The organism is Enterococcus sp. AZ194, assembly GCF_051713825.1.
GTDB lineage: Bacteria > Bacillota > Bacilli > Lactobacillales > Enterococcaceae > Enterococcus_K.
Genome location: NZ_JBIOQR010000001.1, coordinates 859865 through 877793, shown reverse-complemented (window position 1 = coordinate 877793; position 17929 = coordinate 859865). Strand labels below are relative to the sequence as shown.

The 17929-nt window shown below is 37.6% G+C and carries 20 protein-coding genes and 1 other RNA gene; 8 read left to right on the top strand and 13 right to left on the bottom strand.

Features of this window, described 5'->3' with window-relative positions; genetic code table 11:
* Positions 1 to 78: 78 nt before the first annotated feature.
* Positions 79 to 933: a helix-turn-helix domain-containing protein gene (locus IGI37_RS04150; protein ID WP_438760176.1), complete on the bottom strand. Its 855-nt coding sequence runs from the start codon at positions 931 to 933 to the stop codon at positions 79 to 81.
* Between the two features lie 113 nt (positions 934 to 1046).
* Between IGI37_RS04150 and tadA the strand changes: the two genes are divergently transcribed.
* The 5 genes from tadA (at position 1047) to IGI37_RS04125 (ending at position 3687) form a co-directional block, all read left to right on the top strand.
* Positions 1047 to 1580: a tRNA adenosine(34) deaminase TadA gene (gene tadA / locus IGI37_RS04145; protein WP_438760174.1), complete on the top strand. Its 534-nt coding sequence runs from the start codon at positions 1047 to 1049 to the stop codon at positions 1578 to 1580.
* Between the two features lie 39 nt (positions 1581 to 1619).
* Positions 1620 to 1706: signal recognition particle sRNA small type (ffs, locus tag IGI37_RS04140), an RNA gene on the top strand.
* Positions 1707 to 1829: 123 nt separating this feature from the next.
* Positions 1830 to 2261, top strand: coding sequence for a hypothetical protein (locus tag IGI37_RS04135; protein ID WP_438760172.1), 432 nt, complete (start codon positions 1830 to 1832; stop codon positions 2259 to 2261).
* Between the two features lie 68 nt (positions 2262 to 2329).
* Positions 2330 to 2815: a helix-turn-helix domain-containing protein gene (locus IGI37_RS04130; RefSeq protein ID WP_438760171.1), complete on the top strand. Its 486-nt coding sequence runs from the start codon at positions 2330 to 2332 to the stop codon at positions 2813 to 2815.
* Positions 2815 to 3687: a zeta toxin family protein gene (locus IGI37_RS04125; RefSeq protein ID WP_438760170.1), complete on the top strand. Its 873-nt coding sequence runs from the start codon at positions 2815 to 2817 to the stop codon at positions 3685 to 3687. Before IGI37_RS04130 ends, IGI37_RS04125 begins: the two co-directional genes overlap by 1 nt.
* 69 nt (positions 3688 to 3756) lie before the next feature.
* On the opposite strand, the gene IGI37_RS04120 is transcribed toward IGI37_RS04125, so the two are convergent.
* The 8 genes from IGI37_RS04120 to IGI37_RS04085 form a co-directional block, all read right to left on the bottom strand.
* Complete coding sequence (locus IGI37_RS04120) at positions 3757 to 4092, bottom strand: hypothetical protein (RefSeq protein WP_438760169.1); 336 nt, start codon at positions 4090 to 4092, stop codon at positions 3757 to 3759.
* 76 nt (positions 4093 to 4168) lie between these two features.
* Positions 4169 to 4501 (bottom strand): DUF2568 domain-containing protein, encoded by a 333-nt coding sequence (locus IGI37_RS04115; protein ID WP_438760168.1) that lies wholly within the window; start codon positions 4499 to 4501, stop codon positions 4169 to 4171.
* Positions 4502 to 4586: 85 nt separating this feature from the next.
* Complete coding sequence (locus tag IGI37_RS04110) at positions 4587 to 5291, bottom strand: zinc metallopeptidase (protein WP_438760167.1); 705 nt, start codon at positions 5289 to 5291, stop codon at positions 4587 to 4589.
* Positions 5292 to 5384: 93 nt separating this feature from the next.
* Positions 5385 to 5723, bottom strand: a complete 339-nt coding sequence (locus IGI37_RS04105; RefSeq protein WP_438760166.1) for a zinc ribbon domain-containing protein YjdM — start codon at positions 5721 to 5723, stop codon at positions 5385 to 5387.
* 232 nt (positions 5724 to 5955) lie between these two features.
* Entirely contained in the window at positions 5956 to 6912 is a 957-nt protein-coding gene (locus tag IGI37_RS04100; RefSeq protein WP_438760164.1) for a DHH family phosphoesterase, read from the bottom strand.
* 23 nt (positions 6913 to 6935) lie between these two features.
* A complete protein-coding gene (locus IGI37_RS04095; protein ID WP_438760163.1) occupies positions 6936 to 8267 on the bottom strand; it encodes a DRTGG domain-containing protein in 1332 nt (443 codons plus the stop codon).
* Positions 8268 to 8278: 11 nt separating this feature from the next.
* Positions 8279 to 8959 carry a metal-dependent hydrolase gene (locus IGI37_RS04090; protein ID WP_438760162.1) on the bottom strand — a complete coding sequence of 227 codons (681 nt, stop codon included), beginning with the start codon at positions 8957 to 8959 and terminating at the stop codon, positions 8279 to 8281.
* 392 nt (positions 8960 to 9351) lie between these two features.
* Positions 9352 to 10776, bottom strand: coding sequence for an MFS transporter (locus tag IGI37_RS04085; protein ID WP_438760161.1), 1425 nt, complete (start codon positions 10774 to 10776; stop codon positions 9352 to 9354).
* A 377-nt stretch (positions 10777 to 11153) separates the two neighbouring features.
* On the opposite strand from IGI37_RS04085, the gene IGI37_RS04080 reads away from it, so the two are divergent.
* Genes IGI37_RS04080 through IGI37_RS04070 form a run of 3 tightly spaced genes read left to right on the top strand, consistent with a single transcriptional unit; the run spans position 11154 to position 12736 of the window.
* A complete protein-coding gene (locus IGI37_RS04080) occupies positions 11154 to 11837 on the top strand; it encodes a helix-turn-helix domain-containing protein (RefSeq protein ID WP_438760160.1) in 684 nt (227 codons plus the stop codon).
* Entirely contained in the window at positions 11828 to 12157 is a 330-nt protein-coding gene (locus IGI37_RS04075) for an IS3 family transposase (protein ID WP_438760159.1), read from the top strand. Before IGI37_RS04080 ends, IGI37_RS04075 begins: the two co-directional genes overlap by 10 nt.
* Before the next feature lie 9 nt (positions 12158 to 12166).
* Positions 12167 to 12736 (top strand): IS3 family transposase, encoded by a 570-nt coding sequence (locus IGI37_RS04070; protein WP_438763576.1) that lies wholly within the window; start codon positions 12167 to 12169, stop codon positions 12734 to 12736.
* 766 nt (positions 12737 to 13502) lie between these two features.
* Here IGI37_RS04070 and IGI37_RS04065 read toward each other — a convergent pair.
* The 4 genes from IGI37_RS04065 to IGI37_RS04050 form a co-directional block, all read right to left on the bottom strand.
* Positions 13503 to 14216, bottom strand: coding sequence for a hypothetical protein (locus tag IGI37_RS04065; RefSeq protein WP_438760158.1), 714 nt, complete (start codon positions 14214 to 14216; stop codon positions 13503 to 13505).
* Positions 14213 to 15229 (bottom strand): LacI family DNA-binding transcriptional regulator, encoded by a 1017-nt coding sequence (locus tag IGI37_RS04060; protein WP_438760157.1) that lies wholly within the window; start codon positions 15227 to 15229, stop codon positions 14213 to 14215. Before IGI37_RS04060 ends, IGI37_RS04065 begins: the two co-directional genes overlap by 4 nt.
* Before the next feature lie 143 nt (positions 15230 to 15372).
* Positions 15373 to 17118, bottom strand: coding sequence for a glycoside hydrolase family 36 protein (locus IGI37_RS04055; RefSeq protein ID WP_438760155.1), 1746 nt, complete (start codon positions 17116 to 17118; stop codon positions 15373 to 15375).
* On the bottom strand, positions 17105 to 17929 hold the full coding sequence (locus tag IGI37_RS04050) for a carbohydrate ABC transporter permease (protein ID WP_438760154.1): 825 nt from the start codon (positions 17927 to 17929) through the stop codon (positions 17105 to 17107). The genes IGI37_RS04055 and IGI37_RS04050 overlap by 14 nt, the downstream gene beginning before the upstream one ends.

The window sequence follows — 17929 nt, the reverse complement described above, 5'->3', positions numbered from 1 at the left end:
CTATAGACGTTGACTACTCCTGTGAATAGTTAACGTCTATAGTTGTTTCTTCTCTGTAGCTGCAGTGACTTAAAATAACTAATTTAGTAACAACAAATAACACAGTATCAACTCATCCATGTGCCGTACGTTTAGACCTGAATTCTCTTGAAACTTCTCTAAACGGTACTGTAATGTGTTACGATGCATAAATAGCTCCTTGGCCGTTGAGCTGATATTCCCTTGATTGGACCATAGTGTTTGAATGATATCTGACATTTCCTGGTCAATCACTAGATTCTTTTTCAAATTTTGAATCAACAAGCTTTCCTGCATTTTTGTTTTCGTAAAATAATGTAGGGCAACATTAGCAATAGAGAACACGCGTTGGGATTTAACAAATGCTAGCTCTTCTTGGAAAATCTCTTGTTCTTCTAAAAATAATTCAGCTAATGAATCTTGGCTAGAATGAAAACTCCCCACAAGTACCTTGCTATTTGTCTCAAAATCCGCGTCCAATGTTAGAAAAATCCCTTCTAACTCTTCCAACGAAAAATTAGCTTCTGCTTGTTGTTCAACCAGCAGCATATCTTTATCGGTAAAGAAAAACAAATCAACTAGATGAGGAAACATCGCTTTAAAGTTATGCTGCCACTCACGTAAAAGGAAATCCTCTTTCTTTTGAAGTTGAATCTGAATCACCCGATAGATGCCCTCTTGTTTTACTGCCTGATGTTTGAACAAAATCCCGTACCATTCATGTGCCTCACCTGGCTGTATATGTTCAGCTGGAACAAACAGGTTTAATAGCTGAATTTCTCGGTCTGATAAGTCCTTTTTATTGATCCACACATACTCTTCTTCAACTGGAATGGAAAGAATTTCTGAGTCTGAGGACTGCATCTTTTTACGTTTTGCCTGTGGATATATTTCTAGTAACTGATTTTTGTTCACCCTCGTCACCTCAACTATTCTGAATATACTCTATTACTATACTACCACGTTCGAATGAATAACAGCTTAATTTATTGAAGAAAATATGCTAAAGTAAACTGGGGTGAACTGAAATGGATAAAGAAAGTCTATTAACACAAGAAGAAAAAGAATTCTTCATGACTGAAGCAATTAAAGAAGCCAACAAAGCCGAAAAAATCGCCGAAGTACCCATCGGAGCGATTGTTGTGTTAGATGGAAAAATAATCGGTCGGGGACACAACTTACGAGAAGACTCACAAGATGCTACGGCTCATGCAGAAATGTTTGCGATAAAAGAAGCCTGCCAAACAATCGGCAACTGGCGGTTAGAACGTGCGCAACTATTTGTCACGTTAGAACCTTGTCCAATGTGTAGTGGCGCGATGATTTTATCTCGAGTAGATGAAGTCTATTTCGGTGCCTACGATCCAAAAGCTGGAACAGCCGGCTCTCTATTGAACCTTTTAGAAGATGAACGATTTAATCACCGTGCCTACGTCCAAGGAGGTATCCTTGAAACAGAGTGTGGGCAGCAATTGACCGATTTTTTCAGGAAAATCCGTGCCAAAAAGAAGCTAGCCAAAAAATTAGCAAAAGAATTACAAGAAGATATTGAGAAAGACTAGCCAAACAGATAAAAATACGTTATACTAATTTATGCCGAAAGGCTAGGACAATGGTGGGCTCATGAAGCGTGTCAGATCCGGAAGGAAGCAGCACTAAGTGGGTGCCGCCATGTGTCTGATTATAATGAAGTATACAAGGCTTAATTGGCCTTTTTTATTTTACTCATTTCACAAAAATAACACCCCTATCATCCACTAAAAAGTTTATTAGAAGTTCTTCGCTAATCCAGGATACTGAAAATAAAAAAAATGATTCCTAAATCAAACTTGCAATCCTTATCAACCGATAACAAACAATTGGTATTATCGCAAAATTCAGAAGCTACAGTAGTTTTTGGCTCAGCTCAATGGCGAACTCTAGGTCGACAAGTCGATGTTAATGAGATGGATCATCCTATAATGATACTAAAGCCAGTATTTGAACCTGGTTCAAATGATGTTAGTGATTTCATTAGTGTGCCAGTATACGATATTTCACAAACGGTTGTTTTGACTGAAGCTGAAAGGAGGTCCATAGATACAAATTTAAGGCAAGTGCCAACAGGACCACGCTCATCGAAAGAAAGAGCTAATCTTTCTTGGTGGTTAGTTATGAAAAACCGAAAAGGGTTGCAAGACTACCTAAACAAGGCAGCCTATCGTGACCTCCAAAATGAGATAGAACAAGATATATCCGTGTGATAATTCTAGTTTTTTTGCTTTTACAGGCATTTCGTGTTACCATTAAGGAGACGAAAGGGGATGTCATTATGGCACATTTTGATTATGAAAAACTACGTAAACTAAGAGCAGGAAAAGATTGGTCGCTTAGAGAGATGGGCGAAAAACTTGGTGTATCCAAAGCAGCTGCTTCTAGATATGAAACTGGCGATAGAGAACCAAGCTTAGATATGATAGAAAAAATAGCTAGCCTATTTGAACTTAAGACAAATGACTTGATTCAAAATAAGATGAGTTTAACTGAAGAATATGAGTTAACTCTACGTAAAGAGGTGCTCAAAGAGTATGCAGCATGGATATCTGCTCATTTGATGAAGCTCTTAATTAGAGAAAATATTACTGACGATTTACACCCATTAAAAATCTACTTCTTTAAACTCGCTAAAGTGCAAAATAATAAGATTTTGTATGCAGATGATATGGAACAATTAAAAGAACTAGAGGGGTTCTTAAAAGAATCAGCATCTTATGTTGATGAACTAGTTGAAACTATGAGTAAAGGAAATGTCGCGTAATGGATATCAGTCACTACTCTCAATCCGAGTTCCTTTCTGCTAAAGAATTAATTACACAAAGCTTAACTGCAGGAATTCGACAAACCAGTGCCCCTAAGGCCTTTTTATTAGGTGGGCAAAGTGGCGCTGGAAAATCGAAGTTCCATCGTTTAGTGGGTGAAGCAACCGATGGAAATCTAATAATCATTGATGGAGATACATTCAGAGAAGCTCATCCTAACAGTGAGTTACTTACAAAAACATATGGAAAAGCAGATGTGAAGTACACAGCTAAGTTTGCTGGGCAAATGGTGGAAGAGTTGGTTGAAGAATTAAGCGATTCAGACTATAATCTCTTAATTGAAGGAACATTGCGAACTTTTGAAGTTCCTTTAAAAACGGCTGAAATGCTGAGTCAAAAAGGATATGAGTCTGAGTTATTAGTTATGACTGTCAATCCACTTATATCTTATTTGAGTACGTTAACCAGATATGAAGAGGCCTACTCCATTAAACCTGAGTTGGCACGTGCTACTCCGAAAGAACATCATGATTTAATTGTGAAAAATATTCCCAATAATTTAGATACTCTCTACAAGTCGGGGACATTTACAAACATTCGATTGTTAAATCGAGCTGGCGAGACTCTGTATAGTCAAAAAGAAACTCCTGATTTATCACCTAGAGAAGTTTTCGATGAAATGCTGGAATCTAATTTATCGAAAGATGAAGTTCACATGGCGACATCGAGTATTAATAGGACCATCGAATTACTTGAAAGAAGAGATGTAAGTGATCCAGAAGTTCAAAATACGATGAAAGAGCTTGTAAGTATTGCGGAAGCTGTCGCCAAAATCAACGACAAAAATACAAAAGAAAAATTCTCCCTATGACCACGAAATGAATTTATAAAAATGATTTGATGGATGAGCTCAAATACCTACTCATCCATCAAATCATTTTTATAAAATTTTATCGACAAATTTGAATAAACGATCCTTCAAATCCTCAGACGAATCCTTCAGCGTTTCACCATATTCAGAAACTGCCTTACGTCCATCTTTAATTTTCCCAAGAACACTCAGCATTGAATCTAAATCCGAATCTGATAAATCGTCGACGATTCCTAATAACTTTTCATTCCCATCAAACTTATCATGTACAAACTTTTTAGCTTTGCAACGATTCGAAAGATGTTTTACTTTTCCAAGCACCTTCCCAGATACAATAACAGTCGCTGTTGTTCCCGCAGCTGCAGCAACACCTAAAGTAATCGCCAGTTTTGTTGATGTTTTCATAACTATCAGCTCCTTTATTTCATAAACTCATCATATCACAGCTAAGAAAATAATACACTTATTCCACTTCTACTTACTAATGTCCCTGCAAACCTAATAGATACATCAAAGCCAAATCAATCACCACAACGACCAGATAGAAGGTGCCTACTCGGATGCCAAATAATTGGTAAAAGCCGATACTGCCTACTGTATAGACAAAAATTTCTAGCAGTAGCTTCTGAAACCCAACAAACACGTGTGGTGACTTGGGAGCGCCATACCTTGCCCATAACAGGGTCAGAACAATACTCACAACAAAGAATAAAAGCTTATACTCGAATACTTCACTAATAAATGTTCCTGTAAACAAACCGATGATTGTGCTTATCTCTAAAAGGAACCGAATTAGCAGCACGAAGTTTGACATTTGTGACTCTCGACCTCCTTATCAAAATAAAAAAGTTCAAGAATAACTCGCAAAGAGTGTGATTCTTGAACTTTTGGCTGAATACTTAATCTCGGCGATTGCCACCAAATAATAGAATCAACCGAAGTAGCTGTAAAAATGTTGCCGTTGCTGCTGCAACATACGTCAACGCTGCCGCAAACAAGACATGTCTAGCCATTGGAACTTCATCTTCCGTTAACAAACCACCCTCGCCCAGAATCTGTAACGCCCGACGAGACGCATTAAATTCAACAGGGAGTGTAATTAATTGAAATAACAAAGCCAATGAAAACGCAAAAATCCCTAAATTAATTAGAACCTGATTTTGACCTAAAAATAGACCCAGTAAAATTAATGGAAATGAAGCCATCGACCCGATATTCGCTACAGGGACAATCGCAGCTCGCAATTTTAGCGGACTATAGCCAGTATGATCTTGTACGGCATGCCCACATTCATGAGCAGCCACACCAATCGCGGCAACAGATGTCGACTGAGCAGTTGCTTGAGATAAACTCAATAACTTATTCCCAGAATTATAGTTGTCAGTTAAATCTCCAGAGACTTGTTGAACACCCACATTGTTAATCCCTTGGTTGTGTAAAATGTATTGTGCAGCTTGTGTGCCTGTCACCTGTTTTTTACTTTTTACTTGATCATATTTTCGGAAAGTACTATTGACGTAAGCCGATGCAGCCATAGAAATGACCAGACCTATGATGACTAAAAAGTAGGTTGGATCAAAGAAAAAACCACCTAATCCATACATCTTAAATCCCTCCTCAAATAGATTTGCTACTGCAACAATTGTAGCATAAAATTAGTGAAAAACTTGTGAAGACACTTTGAATAATATGTAGCTTTAGTTTTTCTTCACGAATTCTGATTTTAATTTCATTGGGCCAAACCCATCAACTTTACAGTCAATATTGTGGTCTCCTTCAACTAAACGAATGTTTTTTACCTTTGTCCCTTGTTTGATTGGGTTAGATGCACCTTTCACTTTTAAGTCCTTGATTACTGTTACACTATCGCCCTCTTGTAAAAGATTTCCGTTTGAATCTTTCACAACTAGCCCTTCTTCTTCAGGTGCTGCAGCAGATTCATTCCATTCATTTCCACATTCTGGACAAACAAACAGTCCTCTATCTTCATAAGTATACGCTGACCCACATGATGGGCAATTTGGTAATGTTGTCATCTTCTTTCTCCTAATCTATTCTTATTCATTCTTGAAGCTTCATTTTAGCTCATCCCGTGCTATTTGAAAAGCCCTCATCTTTTGAAGTATCTCTTATCTCATCTGAAATAAAACCTTCGACTCTCATACAAGTAACCCTACCACAAAGTTTCAATCGATATGCTTTATGATAGGGCTATTTTATTACAAATTTTTGGACAAAAAAACTTTCATTTATCTATTATTTTAGTTTTTATTCTTCACAAACAAATGCCTCACAGAGCTGTTGAATTTCTTGATAAATTTCTTCAACTTCTGCTAAATTTTTAGCATTGGCTCCACTAGCCAGTGGATGACCGCCTCCATGATGACGTTTGGCTAGCTCGTTAATTACCGGGCCTTTAGAACGCAAACGTACACGATAATAGCCTTCAGGTTGTTGAACAAAGATTGCCCATGCCAATACCTCATCAATAGAGCCTGGTAAAGAAACCACTGCGGCAGTTTCAGAATCAACCACTTGAAACTCATTCAAAACTTCTTGTGGCAACATAACTTTTCCGGCGCCATTTGCATCAACTTGAATATTTTGATAAACGTAACCTGACAATTTTGCTACAGACATCGGTTTTTGATCTAACTCGCGATTCAATTTGGTTACATCAAAGCCAAATGTCATTAATTTTGCCGCTGTTTCCATTGTATGTGGAGTGGTTGCTGGATAAATAAATCGGCCTGTGTCTCCAACAATTCCACCATACAATAAACGAGCCGCTTCCTGGTTCATCGTTAGGTCTTCGGGAAATTGAAAACAAAAATCAGCAATCATTTCGCTACAGCTACTAGCTTTCGTATTGACCCACACCAAGTCACCATACGGCTCATCATTTGGATGGTGGTCAATTTTGATTAGTTTATCCCCTAGCGCATAACGTTCATCACTGATTCTTGGTGAGTTGGCTGTATCTGTGACAATCACCAAGGCGCATTTATATAACTCATCTTCTATCGGTTGCATCTCTGCTAAAAAATCCAACCCTTCAACAGGCCCTCCCACTTGAAAGATTTCTTTATCAGGAAAGCTTGTGCGGAGAATTTCTGCTAAACCAACTTGTGAGCCTAGCGCATCAGGATCCGGGCGCTGATGTCGATGAATAATAATTCGGTTGTATTGTTTAATTGTTTCTAGAATTTGTTCTTGTACTTCCATTATTTCTTCTACTCTCCTCTGGCTTAAGAGCGCTCCATCATTTGGCAAACAACAATTGCTTTAGCCACAATTGTATTTTCGATGTACACTTCAATATCTATTTTAGCTGAACGACGACCCATTTCAAGAATTTTCGGTCGAACATCTAGCTCACTTTCTAATTGGATCAATCGTAAGTAATGCAGGTTCATCTGTTCGATAATAATATTGCGTTTTTGATTCATCATCATAGTCTTTTGTGCCACATTGGAAATAACTTCACTCAACACACCAAATGAAATTGTTCCGACGCTGTTTACCATTTGCGGAGAAACAACAAAATGAAACTGTGGTTGCCCTAATTTAGCACCTTCTTGATCCTCTTCAATCGTGATGACTTCTCCTGAGATTTGATCAGATAAAGTATCCGAAATTTGCGGTTGTCTTTGGACCAACTGCATCGCCTTCATCACATCTTGTCGTGTAACAAGACCACCTAATGATAAATCATCCGCCACAACTGGCATAACCTCAAGACCATCCCAAATCATTTGGTGACTAACGGAGGCAACACTCATGCCTTTTTTGACAACAATCGGTTCTCTAGTCATCACTCGTTCGATTAATTGGCCATCGACTTTACCGACAACATCTTTTGCAGTAACAATTCCGACAACACGCATACTTTTGTTCACAACTGGAAATCGTGAATGTCCCGTACGCTCAGATAAGTTTTTATAATCTAGCACCGTATCGGTTGCACTAAGATATTGTGTTTTTTCAAGAGACATATATATATCACTGACCAGCATGATATCTTTTTTGATTAATTGATCACTTAACGCTCGATTAATCATCGTCGCCACAGTAAATGTATCATAAGTCGTGCGTAGAACAGGCATCTCTAATTCATCCGCCAGCTTAGCAATTTCAGGTGCTGTATCAAACCCTCCTGTAATTAACACTGCTGCGCCATCCTCCAAGGCCAGTTTTTGGACCTCCACTCGATTCCCAACAATCATCAAAGAGCCCGGGGTAATATATCGTTCCATCGCAGCTTTGGTCATCGCGCCAATAACAAATTTATTTAGTACCTTATCTAGTCCAGTATGCCCACCTAGAACGTCTCCCTCAATAATTCGAACTACTTCACCAAACGTCAATCGCTCGATATGTTTTTTTAATTTTCGTTCAATACGAATCGTACCCACTCGCTGAATAGTCGACACAAGTCCGACATTTTCTGCGTCCTTAATCGCTCGATAAGCCGTTCCTTCACTGACACTCAAATCCTTTGCGATACTTCGGACAGAAATGCGATGTCCAACTGGTAAACTTTCGATATGGGCAAGGATTAAATCATGTTTTGTTGCCATACGTTTCTCCTTTACAGTTCAATGCTCGCACCAACAGCTAGGACAATCCCACTGTCATTCGGCAGTTTTTTGATAAATTCATGTGGCTCTTGTTTGATTAACGGGAAAGTATTGTAATGAATCGGCACAACTTTTTTGGCCTTAAGTAACTTCGCAGCATAGACTGCCTCATCTGGCCCCATCGTAAAATTATCACCAATCGGTAAGAAAGCTAAGTCAATAGAAAATTGCTCACCCAAGAGCTGCATATCACTGTAAAGTGCTGTATCGCCTGCGTGATAAATTGTCTTTCCTTCCGCTTGAAAAATAATGCCACTTGCTAAGCCCATATATTGTTCAACACCCGCTACTTCAATACTAGAGCTGTGATCAGCTCTAACTAATTTCACTCTACCAAAATCAAATAAGTGCGCGCCACCTAGGTTCATTCCATGACTTTTTACCCCTTGGTTTTGCGCATAATTAGCTACCTCAACCATGCTAATGATAGTCGCGTCATTTTGTCTAGCAATTGGAATCATGTCCCCTAGATGGTCGGCATGCCCGTGTGTTACTAGAATCCACTTTGCAGCCACCTGCTCGACAGTTAAATCAGATAGAGGATTGCCAGTAATGAACGGATCAATTATTACCGTTTGACCATCCGCCAATTGAATCTCGATACATGAATGTCCATGATAAATGACTTTCATTTTTTCCTCACTCCCACAACTATTTATTAGTGATGTCTCTTTTTTACGTCAAATAAATATAGTACAGTTCTACCTATCTATTGTAACAGAAGAGAAATGAAATCACCAATTACTATCTTCTACTTTCAAGTAACTTTTTAAATAAAATATGGTTGAAGTTATCAAATTTACACTAGGTGTTTCATCGTTGTCACCCTAACTTTTTCACTAAAACTATTTTCATCAAATAAAATACCGCTTTCTAGCATTTCTGCGACTGGTTTCTTCTGCATTGACTAAAACAGAAATTCCTCCTCTTCCACAAAAAAACCGTAGAAAAGGCTGTTCCCATTTCACCTTTCTCTACAGTTCTCGTTACAAATTAATTATTCAGAATAACCTCTGATTGTTCGTTATGCCTTTTTTTTACGCAAACGGAAAATTGTTAAAACTAAGGCCCCTACACAAATAATGAACGAGCCGAGGAATGTAATACGCATTCCTGTGATAAATATATCCGGTCGGCTCGTAACAAAGGTCGTGACACGCTTGCCATATTCAGCACTCATTGCATGATACAAAATCGTTGTCGCAAGCGCAATCCCAATAACCATTCCGATATTTCTAGCAAATGAGTTCATGCTTCCTGCCACACCTAAATTATCTTTGGTAACGCTGCTCATAACCATCGTGTTATTAGGTGATTGGAACAATGAATTTCCAAGTCCCATAATACCTGTTGCCACAATGTAGTACCAAATTGGTGTCGTTTCCGTCATAAACATATACATAAGTTGAGTCGTTGCCAACATAATAAGTCCTGTAATGATTAACGGCTGAGGACCAATTTTATCTGTCAAATACCCACTAATCGGTGAGCCAATCACCATCAAAAATGGGAAAACCATCATCAGCATGCCCGAATAACTAGCGCTTAAGTGGCGAGCATCTTGTAGATAAAAAGGAATCACGACGTTCACAAAAAAGTTTGATGAAAAAATCAAGACTGCTGTAACCAAACTCATCGTAAAAATTTTATTCTTAAAAATAGTAAACTGAATCAACGGGTTGGATTTTTTCTTTTCAATCATAAAGAAAAGGATAAAGGCCACAATAGCAACTGTGATTAAAACTAGCGTTTGAAGGGAACCAAAGCCCAGTTCTTGCCCCATGAAAATCCCACCAAAGAAGGTCATAATTGCGATAGCAAAGGCCACAAAACCAGCATAATCAATCTTTTCTCTCGATTTAGTAATGTCTTTTGGTAAAAACTTTTCACCAATCAGCATAGTAATAATCCCAACTGGAATATTAATCCAGAAAATATACGACCAAGAAAGATTCGATAAGATAAGACCGCCAATTCCTGGACCTGCAATAGACCCCAAAGAGACAAAGGCCCCAATTGCTCCAAGCGCACGACCTCGTTCATTCATAGGAAAAACTTCTGTCACAATCCCTGAATTACTTGCCATTGTCATACTAGCACCCAATGCTTGAACAACTCGTCCGAATAATAAGAAAGCCAATGAATGATTAAAACCACAAAGAAGGGAGCCAAAGACAAAAATAACTGTACCAATCCGATACACTTTAATCTTGCCCCAACTATCCCCCACTTTTCCAAAGAGCAATAAACAAGCACAAACAACCATTAAATAGATGGAAACCACCCATTCAGATTGATTCATTGGTACATTCATATCTTTTGAAATAGTCGGTAAAGCTATGTTCACAATACTTGAATCAAGCGTCGACATAAAAGTGAACATCGCCACTGAAACAAGTATCCACCATCGATTTTTTTGGACAATCGGATCCTCTTGATATGTTTTCATTCCAAACTTCCTTTCCTCTACATTCCGTTCTCTATTATAACGAGACTTCTAATAAATTCAACAAATAATGTGCGAAAAATAAAATAAATACTTACTAACCACCCCTCTCGATTCTCCGAGTTTTGAATATTCTTATATTGACAATAAAGACCACTAGCTAATATAACGCATACGTGAAATCCACAAAGACAATACATATAAATCGTTGTTTTTATATAACATACAGCCTAACAAAAATCACTCACTTTCTTTTCAAACATTCCTCTTTTAGTTTAATCTACACCTTATTTATCTTCAAAAACGAGGCTGGGCCAACTGATATGCTACCCCTATACAGGACACTGAAACATAATAAGTCCAGTATGGGGGTATTTATTATGACTAAAAGATTGATGAAGCTAAAAGTAGAAGAGCGTGTGAAACTAGTAGAACGCTGTCTAAACAATGAACTAAGTCTTTCAGAGGCAGCGAGAGAAGGAAATGTTTCTTTGCCTACCATTGTCAGATGGTTGAGACTTTATGAAAATGATGGAGGAACAGCCCTATTGACTGCGCCCAAGAATAGGCACTATTCAGTAGCGTTAAAATTATCCGCCACCATAGATTATCTCAATGGAAAAGGAAGTTACGAGGAATTAGCCAAAACATACAAACTTAGGAGTAGTAGCCAACTAAAAAAATGGGTAAAGGTGTATAATACTCATGGAACCTTCAAATCAGAAAGTGGTGGAAGTTACATGAGAAAAGCAAGAGAAACCTCGACAGAAGAACGTTTAACCATCGTCTTAGACTGTCTAACACAAAACAAAAATTATGGTGCAATGGCTTTGAAATACCAAGTTTCTTATCAACAAGTGAGAAATTGGGTCAAAAGATATGAGGAGAAAGGTGCTGCTGGATTAGAAGATCGCAGAGGTCGCCGGATTGGCACACAACCTAGTCGAACACCGGAAGAAGAATTACGAAACCGTCTCGCACAATCAGAAAGTAAAAACCGACAACTTCAAATGGAAAATGACTTGTTAAAAAAACTAGAGGCGTTAGAAAGGGAGTGGGAATAAGCTTTACCCGACACTTATTTGAGTATGAAGCTATCAAAAGCTTACACGAAGAGAAAAATTATCCAATTCAGCCAATGTGTCATTTCTTGCATGTTTCTCGTTCTTCTTATTATGAGTGGCTGAAGCATCCAATCCGTCCAGGGGAATTTCTAAACACCGAGCTCACGCAAGAAATAAGGAAAACATATGACAAGCATCCAGATATGGGCTATCGCAGAATTGCCGATGAAGTGAATACACTGTACCATCACAAATTTAATGACAAACGTTTCTTACGCCTCTGTCGAACGTTAGGCATTCAATCGACTATCAAACATTAGGCAAATAGTATAACTCGAAGAAGTAAACATCCTTACCATATGGCAAAAAACTATTTGAATCGTAACTTTCATTCGGACAGGCCAAATGAAAAATGGTTGACTGATGTTTCTGAATTTAAGTATTACGTTGGTATGGACATACACAAAGTCTATCTTAGCGCTATTCTTGATTTGTATGATTGCCGCATCGTCTCCTTCGTGATTAGTGACCGAAACGATAATCCATTGGTTATAAACACATTTGATCAGGCAATTAAGCTAGAGTCAAATGTACACCCCTTGATGCATAGTGATCGAGGATTTCAATATACAAGCAGACAGTTCTGTAATCGATTAAAAAATGCGGAAATGAAACAGAGTATGTCTCGGGTAGCCCATTGTATTGATAATGGACCAATGGAAGGATTCTGGGGCATGATGAAACGAGAAACGTATTACGGGCGGAAGTTCACCAACCGTGAAAGCCTAGTATCTATGATTTCTGATTATATAGATTACTACAACAACAGAAGATTACAGCGTAAATTATCTGTTATGACACCAATGGCTTATCATCAACACTATCTGGAGGTGGCTTAATCATCCTGGTCGTCTCATAAGCGAAATGGGCTTCGTTTCACTTGTGAGACGGACAGGCAAGTTAAGCGGTAGCGCGACTAGTCTTAGAAATAGAAATCAAAAAAGTCTGCCAAAAAATGACAGACAATTGATAAAAATTTTATTATTTTTCACTGTCCACTTGACGGGGAGCACACCATAACTTGTGGAGTTATGTCCCAACCTCTTTTTATCCGAATAAACGGTGGATACAGAAGCAACTCCATCTTCACTCCGCCCCATCAATTTCTAAAGGTGGAACACCTTAAGAATTGAAGGACTGCGTTCCGCTCTCAACAACTTCTATGCATGGGACATGCTAGAGTTGAAGGTCTTCACTACGTAAAAACCATACTCCGATCTCATCAATCTCTAAAGGTGAAACACCTTAAGAATTGAAGGACGTTGTTCCGCTCTCAACAACTTCTATGCATGAGACATGCTAGAGTTGAAGGTTCTTATTGCTGTAAAACACAACGAAGCATGAGTTGATGTTGCACAGTACCTAATCGGTGCTGTAAAACACAACGAAGCATGAGTTGATGTTGCACAGTACCTACCCGGTTCTCGGAGTTAAACACTTCTGTCCTAACCTCATATTATTCAAGGTTAGAAGACCCATATAATTTGATAAAAACTTCATTTAATCCGTTATTTCAACTTTCACTCGGTAAACCATATACAGACACGTCTCAAGGTCATAGGCATCAATAGCCGGTGCGGTATAATCTGAACTACCTAGCTCATACTAACTCTCTCCTTCTATTTTGACGTGAGCTATGAGATATCTAGAAAAGATAAAAACAATCATGACATAAACTAATGTAAAAATAAATATTCGGTAGGACCAACGAACAGATAACAAACTCATGACGGTATAAATGAGTAATGGATCAACTACTAGAATTGCAACCCAGCCAAATATTCGTTGATATGAATGAATTTCTACACGCCTAACATACTTTTTAGTGCCTCGAGCAAGAACAATGCTTAACATAAGAATCCAAATAAGAACAACAGCCTCTTTTATATAGAAATAAAACCAAATAAAGCCTTCGACAAATGACGAATCTTTTTCTATCATCTGTGCTATTTGTTTATTCTCTAACTCCTCTCGATTACAAAGCGATAACAACTGTCTAAATGACAGTAATTCATTTTTTTCAAGAAAAATTGCTGTCTTCGAAATTTGATAGCCTGTTTCTGATAATTTCTGATTAACTTGTTGAATTTTTTCATCTGAAAAAGATATTTCACCCTGACTTATCCGATACGACTCTTCTTGAACAATCGTCAACGCTTTGGTCGTGTTCATCTTAGATAGCTGAAAAGCAAAAATAAGACTAATCGAAAGCACCGTCATAAGAACCAGCTGCAAAACGGAATCAGAAAGCTTCCGACTTGCTGATTTTTTTACTACAAAAAAATCAAATCGAGCTGCACTTACTAATAAATCAATCATGATATATCCCCCACCGACTCCCGTTCTACAAGAGTAACATCCAAAATACCTGGACCGACCCGTTGTCCATTTTTAAGCTCTAATAAATGGTCTATCGATTGACGAGCAACCCCTTCTAAATTCTGGCTAATAGTTGTTAACGCAGGCGTAAAATACTCAGCTAATAGAATATTATCGTAGCCCAAAAGTGAGACATCCTGAGGTACCTCAACCCCACACTCTTTGAGTCCCTTCATCGCACCAATCCCCATCACATCGCTGGCTGCAAAAATGGCTGTTACTTTCTTGCTATCAGTAGTAGTATAAAATTCTTTGGTGCTTTTTTTAGCGATTTCAAGCGAATAGCCGCCATCTAACAGATAAAAATTTTTAATTTTCGAAGTATTTCTTTTTCGAAAATTATTGACTTCTAATAACCATTTTTGAGTAACCCATGAACCTTGCGTCCCATGGATAAAACAAATTGATTCGTGCCCTTTAGCTAGAAGATAAGAGAGACCTAACTCCGCAGCTTTTTTCACATCCGAGCCCACATAACTTGTACTTTCATTTATTTGTTCAATATCAATAAAAACAGTTGGTATAGAAGATTTTGCTGCTTCTGCACATAAAGGAGCATCCTCATCGAATCCTTGAACGATTGCTCCCTCCAAGTTTCTCTCAGAAATAATTTGAGTGAAGGTCTTCTGGCTATACATGGTTGCTTGATAGTGAATAAGAACAATCTCGTAGCCTAATTCATTAGCTCGAAAAACGCAGTTCATAAACAATTTAAAGGAAACACTGTCCATTAACCCAGTAGCAGAAAAATTAGATGTGATGAACCCAAAGGTCTTTGAATTTTTGTTTACCAAACTTTTCGCTAAAATATTGGGGGAATAATTGTTTTCTCTCGCTGCTTTTTGAATGATTTCTTTTGTGTGTTGATTAACGTCACTGTGATTATTCAAGGCACGAGAAACAGTCGTGACTGAGAACCCTGTCAATTTCGCAATATCTTTTATACTTACCATTTCCTACCACCCTTTGTAATCAATACTCTATTGTACCTACCCTTTAAGTATACCTTTTTTCCTTAACAAAAAGTGAATTTTTTACATTATCGGTCTTCTGAATAAACTTGACTTTTGGCTTCTGTCATCACTCGCTATATTTCCTACTGAACTATTTTCAAGTTCTCCTTCAAACAAGCAAGTCCAGAAATCGGAACAGTTAGATTCGTGATCCCTATGTTAAAACAAGTAGTCATTTGTTCCACTACATTTCCTTGGCAATCTTTTGTCACAACCTCCATCCAACGAAGCTTCTCACTATGAACCAAAAGAAATCTAGACTCCGAGGCATTTACGATATCGATTTCTGGCGTTCCTACCTCTCCTAATTCTAACCAATAATTATTTTGATACATAGCGATAATTGATTTTTTTTCAGTAGACGATTTCATTAGAGTAAATTGATTTTGGGGATAAAAAACTTCATATTCCCCTTCGAGCAACACCTTTTGATTTTCCTGAATATAATCTAACCAAAATTTTAATAGCTTTTGATGTGCTAATGATAATTCATGTAATTTCATTGAGATTTGAGGAACCCCGAACAAACAGTTCACAAGCTGCTTAGCTACTTTCTCAGGGACCTCGTCTGGATGCCACATGATCATATCTGAATGAATGCTCGTTTTCTTACACAGTAGCCTTAGCTTGGCAATACCAATTCGATTCCTCACATAGTTGTTCGGACAATCCTTTACTCGAAATATATTTCCGACTTGATTCATAAATGGCCCAAAGTAGTCTTCCCTATATTCAATCATAATTTCAGGATTTATCGCTTGTAATGATTGACTCAATTCACTCAAAAATTGTTGAATAGCTTCCTCCAAACAAGAAATATCCCAATTTTTATTGTCTTCTTTTGGAACATCTTCTTTAAACACATCTAAAAAGTCGATTTTCACTCCATCTAACTGTAATTCCCTAACCAAACAAATAGTTTTCTCTAACAGATAGGTCCGAACCTCTGGAAACCTCAGATCGAGAACCCCTGCTTTTTGAAACGAGTCAATGTATAAAAATTTATCTTCAAACGCTGCCCAATGTTTGGATCTGATGCCTATATACGGAAGACTAATCCACAATAAATAATTGATTTTTTCTTTTTGAAGCGCTGCGATACTTTTTCTCATCTCAGGAAACTTATTTTTTGAGATTTCCCAATCGCCTGCATAACTGTATCTTCGTGAAGAGTCGTCTGTTTGCCACCCATCATCAACAATAATCGTTTGTAGATTATAGGTTCCAAATTGTTCCGACTCATATGCAATTAAACGATCAGAAACCAGTTGATGATAGCTATACCAAGTTGAATATACATTTTTTTTAGTCTTTTGAGGGACAGGAAACACTTTTTGGTTCGTTACTGTATAAAGCCAATCCCTTGCTTTGGTAATTGCTTGAGAAAAAGTAATCGGTTCATCTAGGACATAAAGTTCTAGTCCACAATCTTTTATCTCACTCCTCTTTACTCGAAACGAGCAAACGATAGTTGCTGTTTCTTCGTGAACACCAAAGCTAGTTTCCATTACATGAATAGTTTCCGAAAAAGCAAGTGTTCGCTTATTATGACTTGATTCGTCAAAAAAACAAAAAATTGGAAGTGAGTAGTTTATCTTTGTTACAATTGGCTCAGACCACATATTTGGAAGTGTATAGTCGTATTCTCGTGTTGGATGCCAAAAATAAGAAAAGCCTATAATTGGAAACTGAAAAGAGCCATAGAAATATTCTCCCTGTTCCTGCAGAGAAAAGTCTAGTTGGTATATGGTAGATGTGGAAGATAGTAAAGGCAGTTCTATCCGTTGTTTATCCCCCATCATTTGTATTATTTTCTTATTTATCGCCACCCATCTTCATTCCCTTCATAAAGTACTTGTTCAATAAAATATACAGAACAACGATTGGCGCAATCGTTACAACTGCAGCTGCCATAATATAGTTCCATTGCGTCGCATGTTGTGATTGAAAGGACTGAAGCCCTAAAGTTAATGTATATTTATCTTGTGAAGTAATATAGAGTAGTGGCTTCATGAAATCATTCCAAAAAGCTAAAAAGACAAAAATTGCTTGGGTTCCCACAGATGCCCTAGCCATTGGCATAACAATTTTGAAAAATATTCTAGGCCGGCTAAGACCGTCTAATTGAGCGGCTTCTTCAATTTCTTTAGGAAAAGAAATGAAGAATTGACGCATCATAAAAATATATGAAAAGTTAATCGCAGAAGGGATAATTAACGCAGAATAACTATCTAATAAACCAATTTGTTTCATTATTAAATAATTAGGAATCAGCAGAATTTGAGCTGGAATCATAATACAAACCATGATAATTAAAAACAATGTTTTTCTGCCAGGAAATCTTAACCTTGCTAAAGCATATCCACACATGCTGTTAAATATCACATTAATAAAGGTTCCTAGTACTGAAATGATAATTGAATTTCTTACCCATAACGAAAATAATGGGTCTTCTGTAAAAATATAGGTAAAATTAGCCAATGTTATCGCTCGCGGTAAAAGTCTTAATCCACTCTCAACAATTTCGCTGTAAGGTTTAACAGAAGCAAATAGTGCCCAAATAAATGGATAGGCAGTGATAATTGTGTAAACAATCAAAATGATATATAAAATGACTCTTGAAATAGACTTCTTTCTCAT

Bases quoted from the DNA above. Each gene is read 5' to 3' on its own strand.
- IGI37_RS04095 (WP_438760163.1), bottom strand. From the start codon at position 8,267: ATGGCAACAAAACATGATTTAATCCTTGCCCATATCGAAAGTTTACCA.
- IGI37_RS04085 (WP_438760161.1), bottom strand. From the start codon at position 10,776: ATGAAAACATATCAAGAGGATCCGATTGTCCAAAAAAATCGATGGTGG.
- IGI37_RS04100 (WP_438760164.1), bottom strand. From the start codon at position 6,912: ATGGAAGTACAAGAACAAATTCTAGAAACAATTAAACAATACAACCGA.
- IGI37_RS04060 (WP_438760157.1), bottom strand. From the start codon at position 15,229: ATGGTAAGTATAAAAGATATTGCGAAATTGACAGGGTTCTCAGTCACG.
- IGI37_RS04065 (WP_438760158.1), bottom strand. From the start codon at position 14,216: ATGATTGATTTATTAGTAAGTGCAGCTCGATTTGATTTTTTTGTAGTA.
- IGI37_RS04050 (WP_438760154.1), bottom strand. From the start codon at position 17,929: ATGAGAAAGAAGTCTATTTCAAGAGTCATTTTATATATCATTTTGATT.
- tadA (WP_438760174.1), top strand. From the start codon at position 1,047: ATGGATAAAGAAAGTCTATTAACACAAGAAGAAAAAGAATTCTTCATG.
- IGI37_RS04135 (WP_438760172.1), top strand. From the start codon at position 1,830: ATGATTCCTAAATCAAACTTGCAATCCTTATCAACCGATAACAAACAA.
- IGI37_RS04130 (WP_438760171.1), top strand. From the start codon at position 2,330: ATGGCACATTTTGATTATGAAAAACTACGTAAACTAAGAGCAGGAAAA.
- IGI37_RS04090 (WP_438760162.1), bottom strand. From the start codon at position 8,959: ATGAAAGTCATTTATCATGGACATTCATGTATCGAGATTCAATTGGCG.
- IGI37_RS04105 (WP_438760166.1), bottom strand. From the start codon at position 5,723: ATGACAACATTACCAAATTGCCCATCATGTGGGTCAGCGTATACTTAT.
- IGI37_RS04115 (WP_438760168.1), bottom strand. From the start codon at position 4,501: ATGTCAAACTTCGTGCTGCTAATTCGGTTCCTTTTAGAGATAAGCACA.
- IGI37_RS04080 (WP_438760160.1), top strand. From the start codon at position 11,154: ATGACTAAAAGATTGATGAAGCTAAAAGTAGAAGAGCGTGTGAAACTA.
- IGI37_RS04120 (WP_438760169.1), bottom strand. From the start codon at position 4,092: ATGAAAACATCAACAAAACTGGCGATTACTTTAGGTGTTGCTGCAGCT.
- IGI37_RS04110 (WP_438760167.1), bottom strand. From the start codon at position 5,291: ATGTATGGATTAGGTGGTTTTTTCTTTGATCCAACCTACTTTTTAGTC.
- IGI37_RS04125 (WP_438760170.1), top strand. From the start codon at position 2,815: ATGGATATCAGTCACTACTCTCAATCCGAGTTCCTTTCTGCTAAAGAA.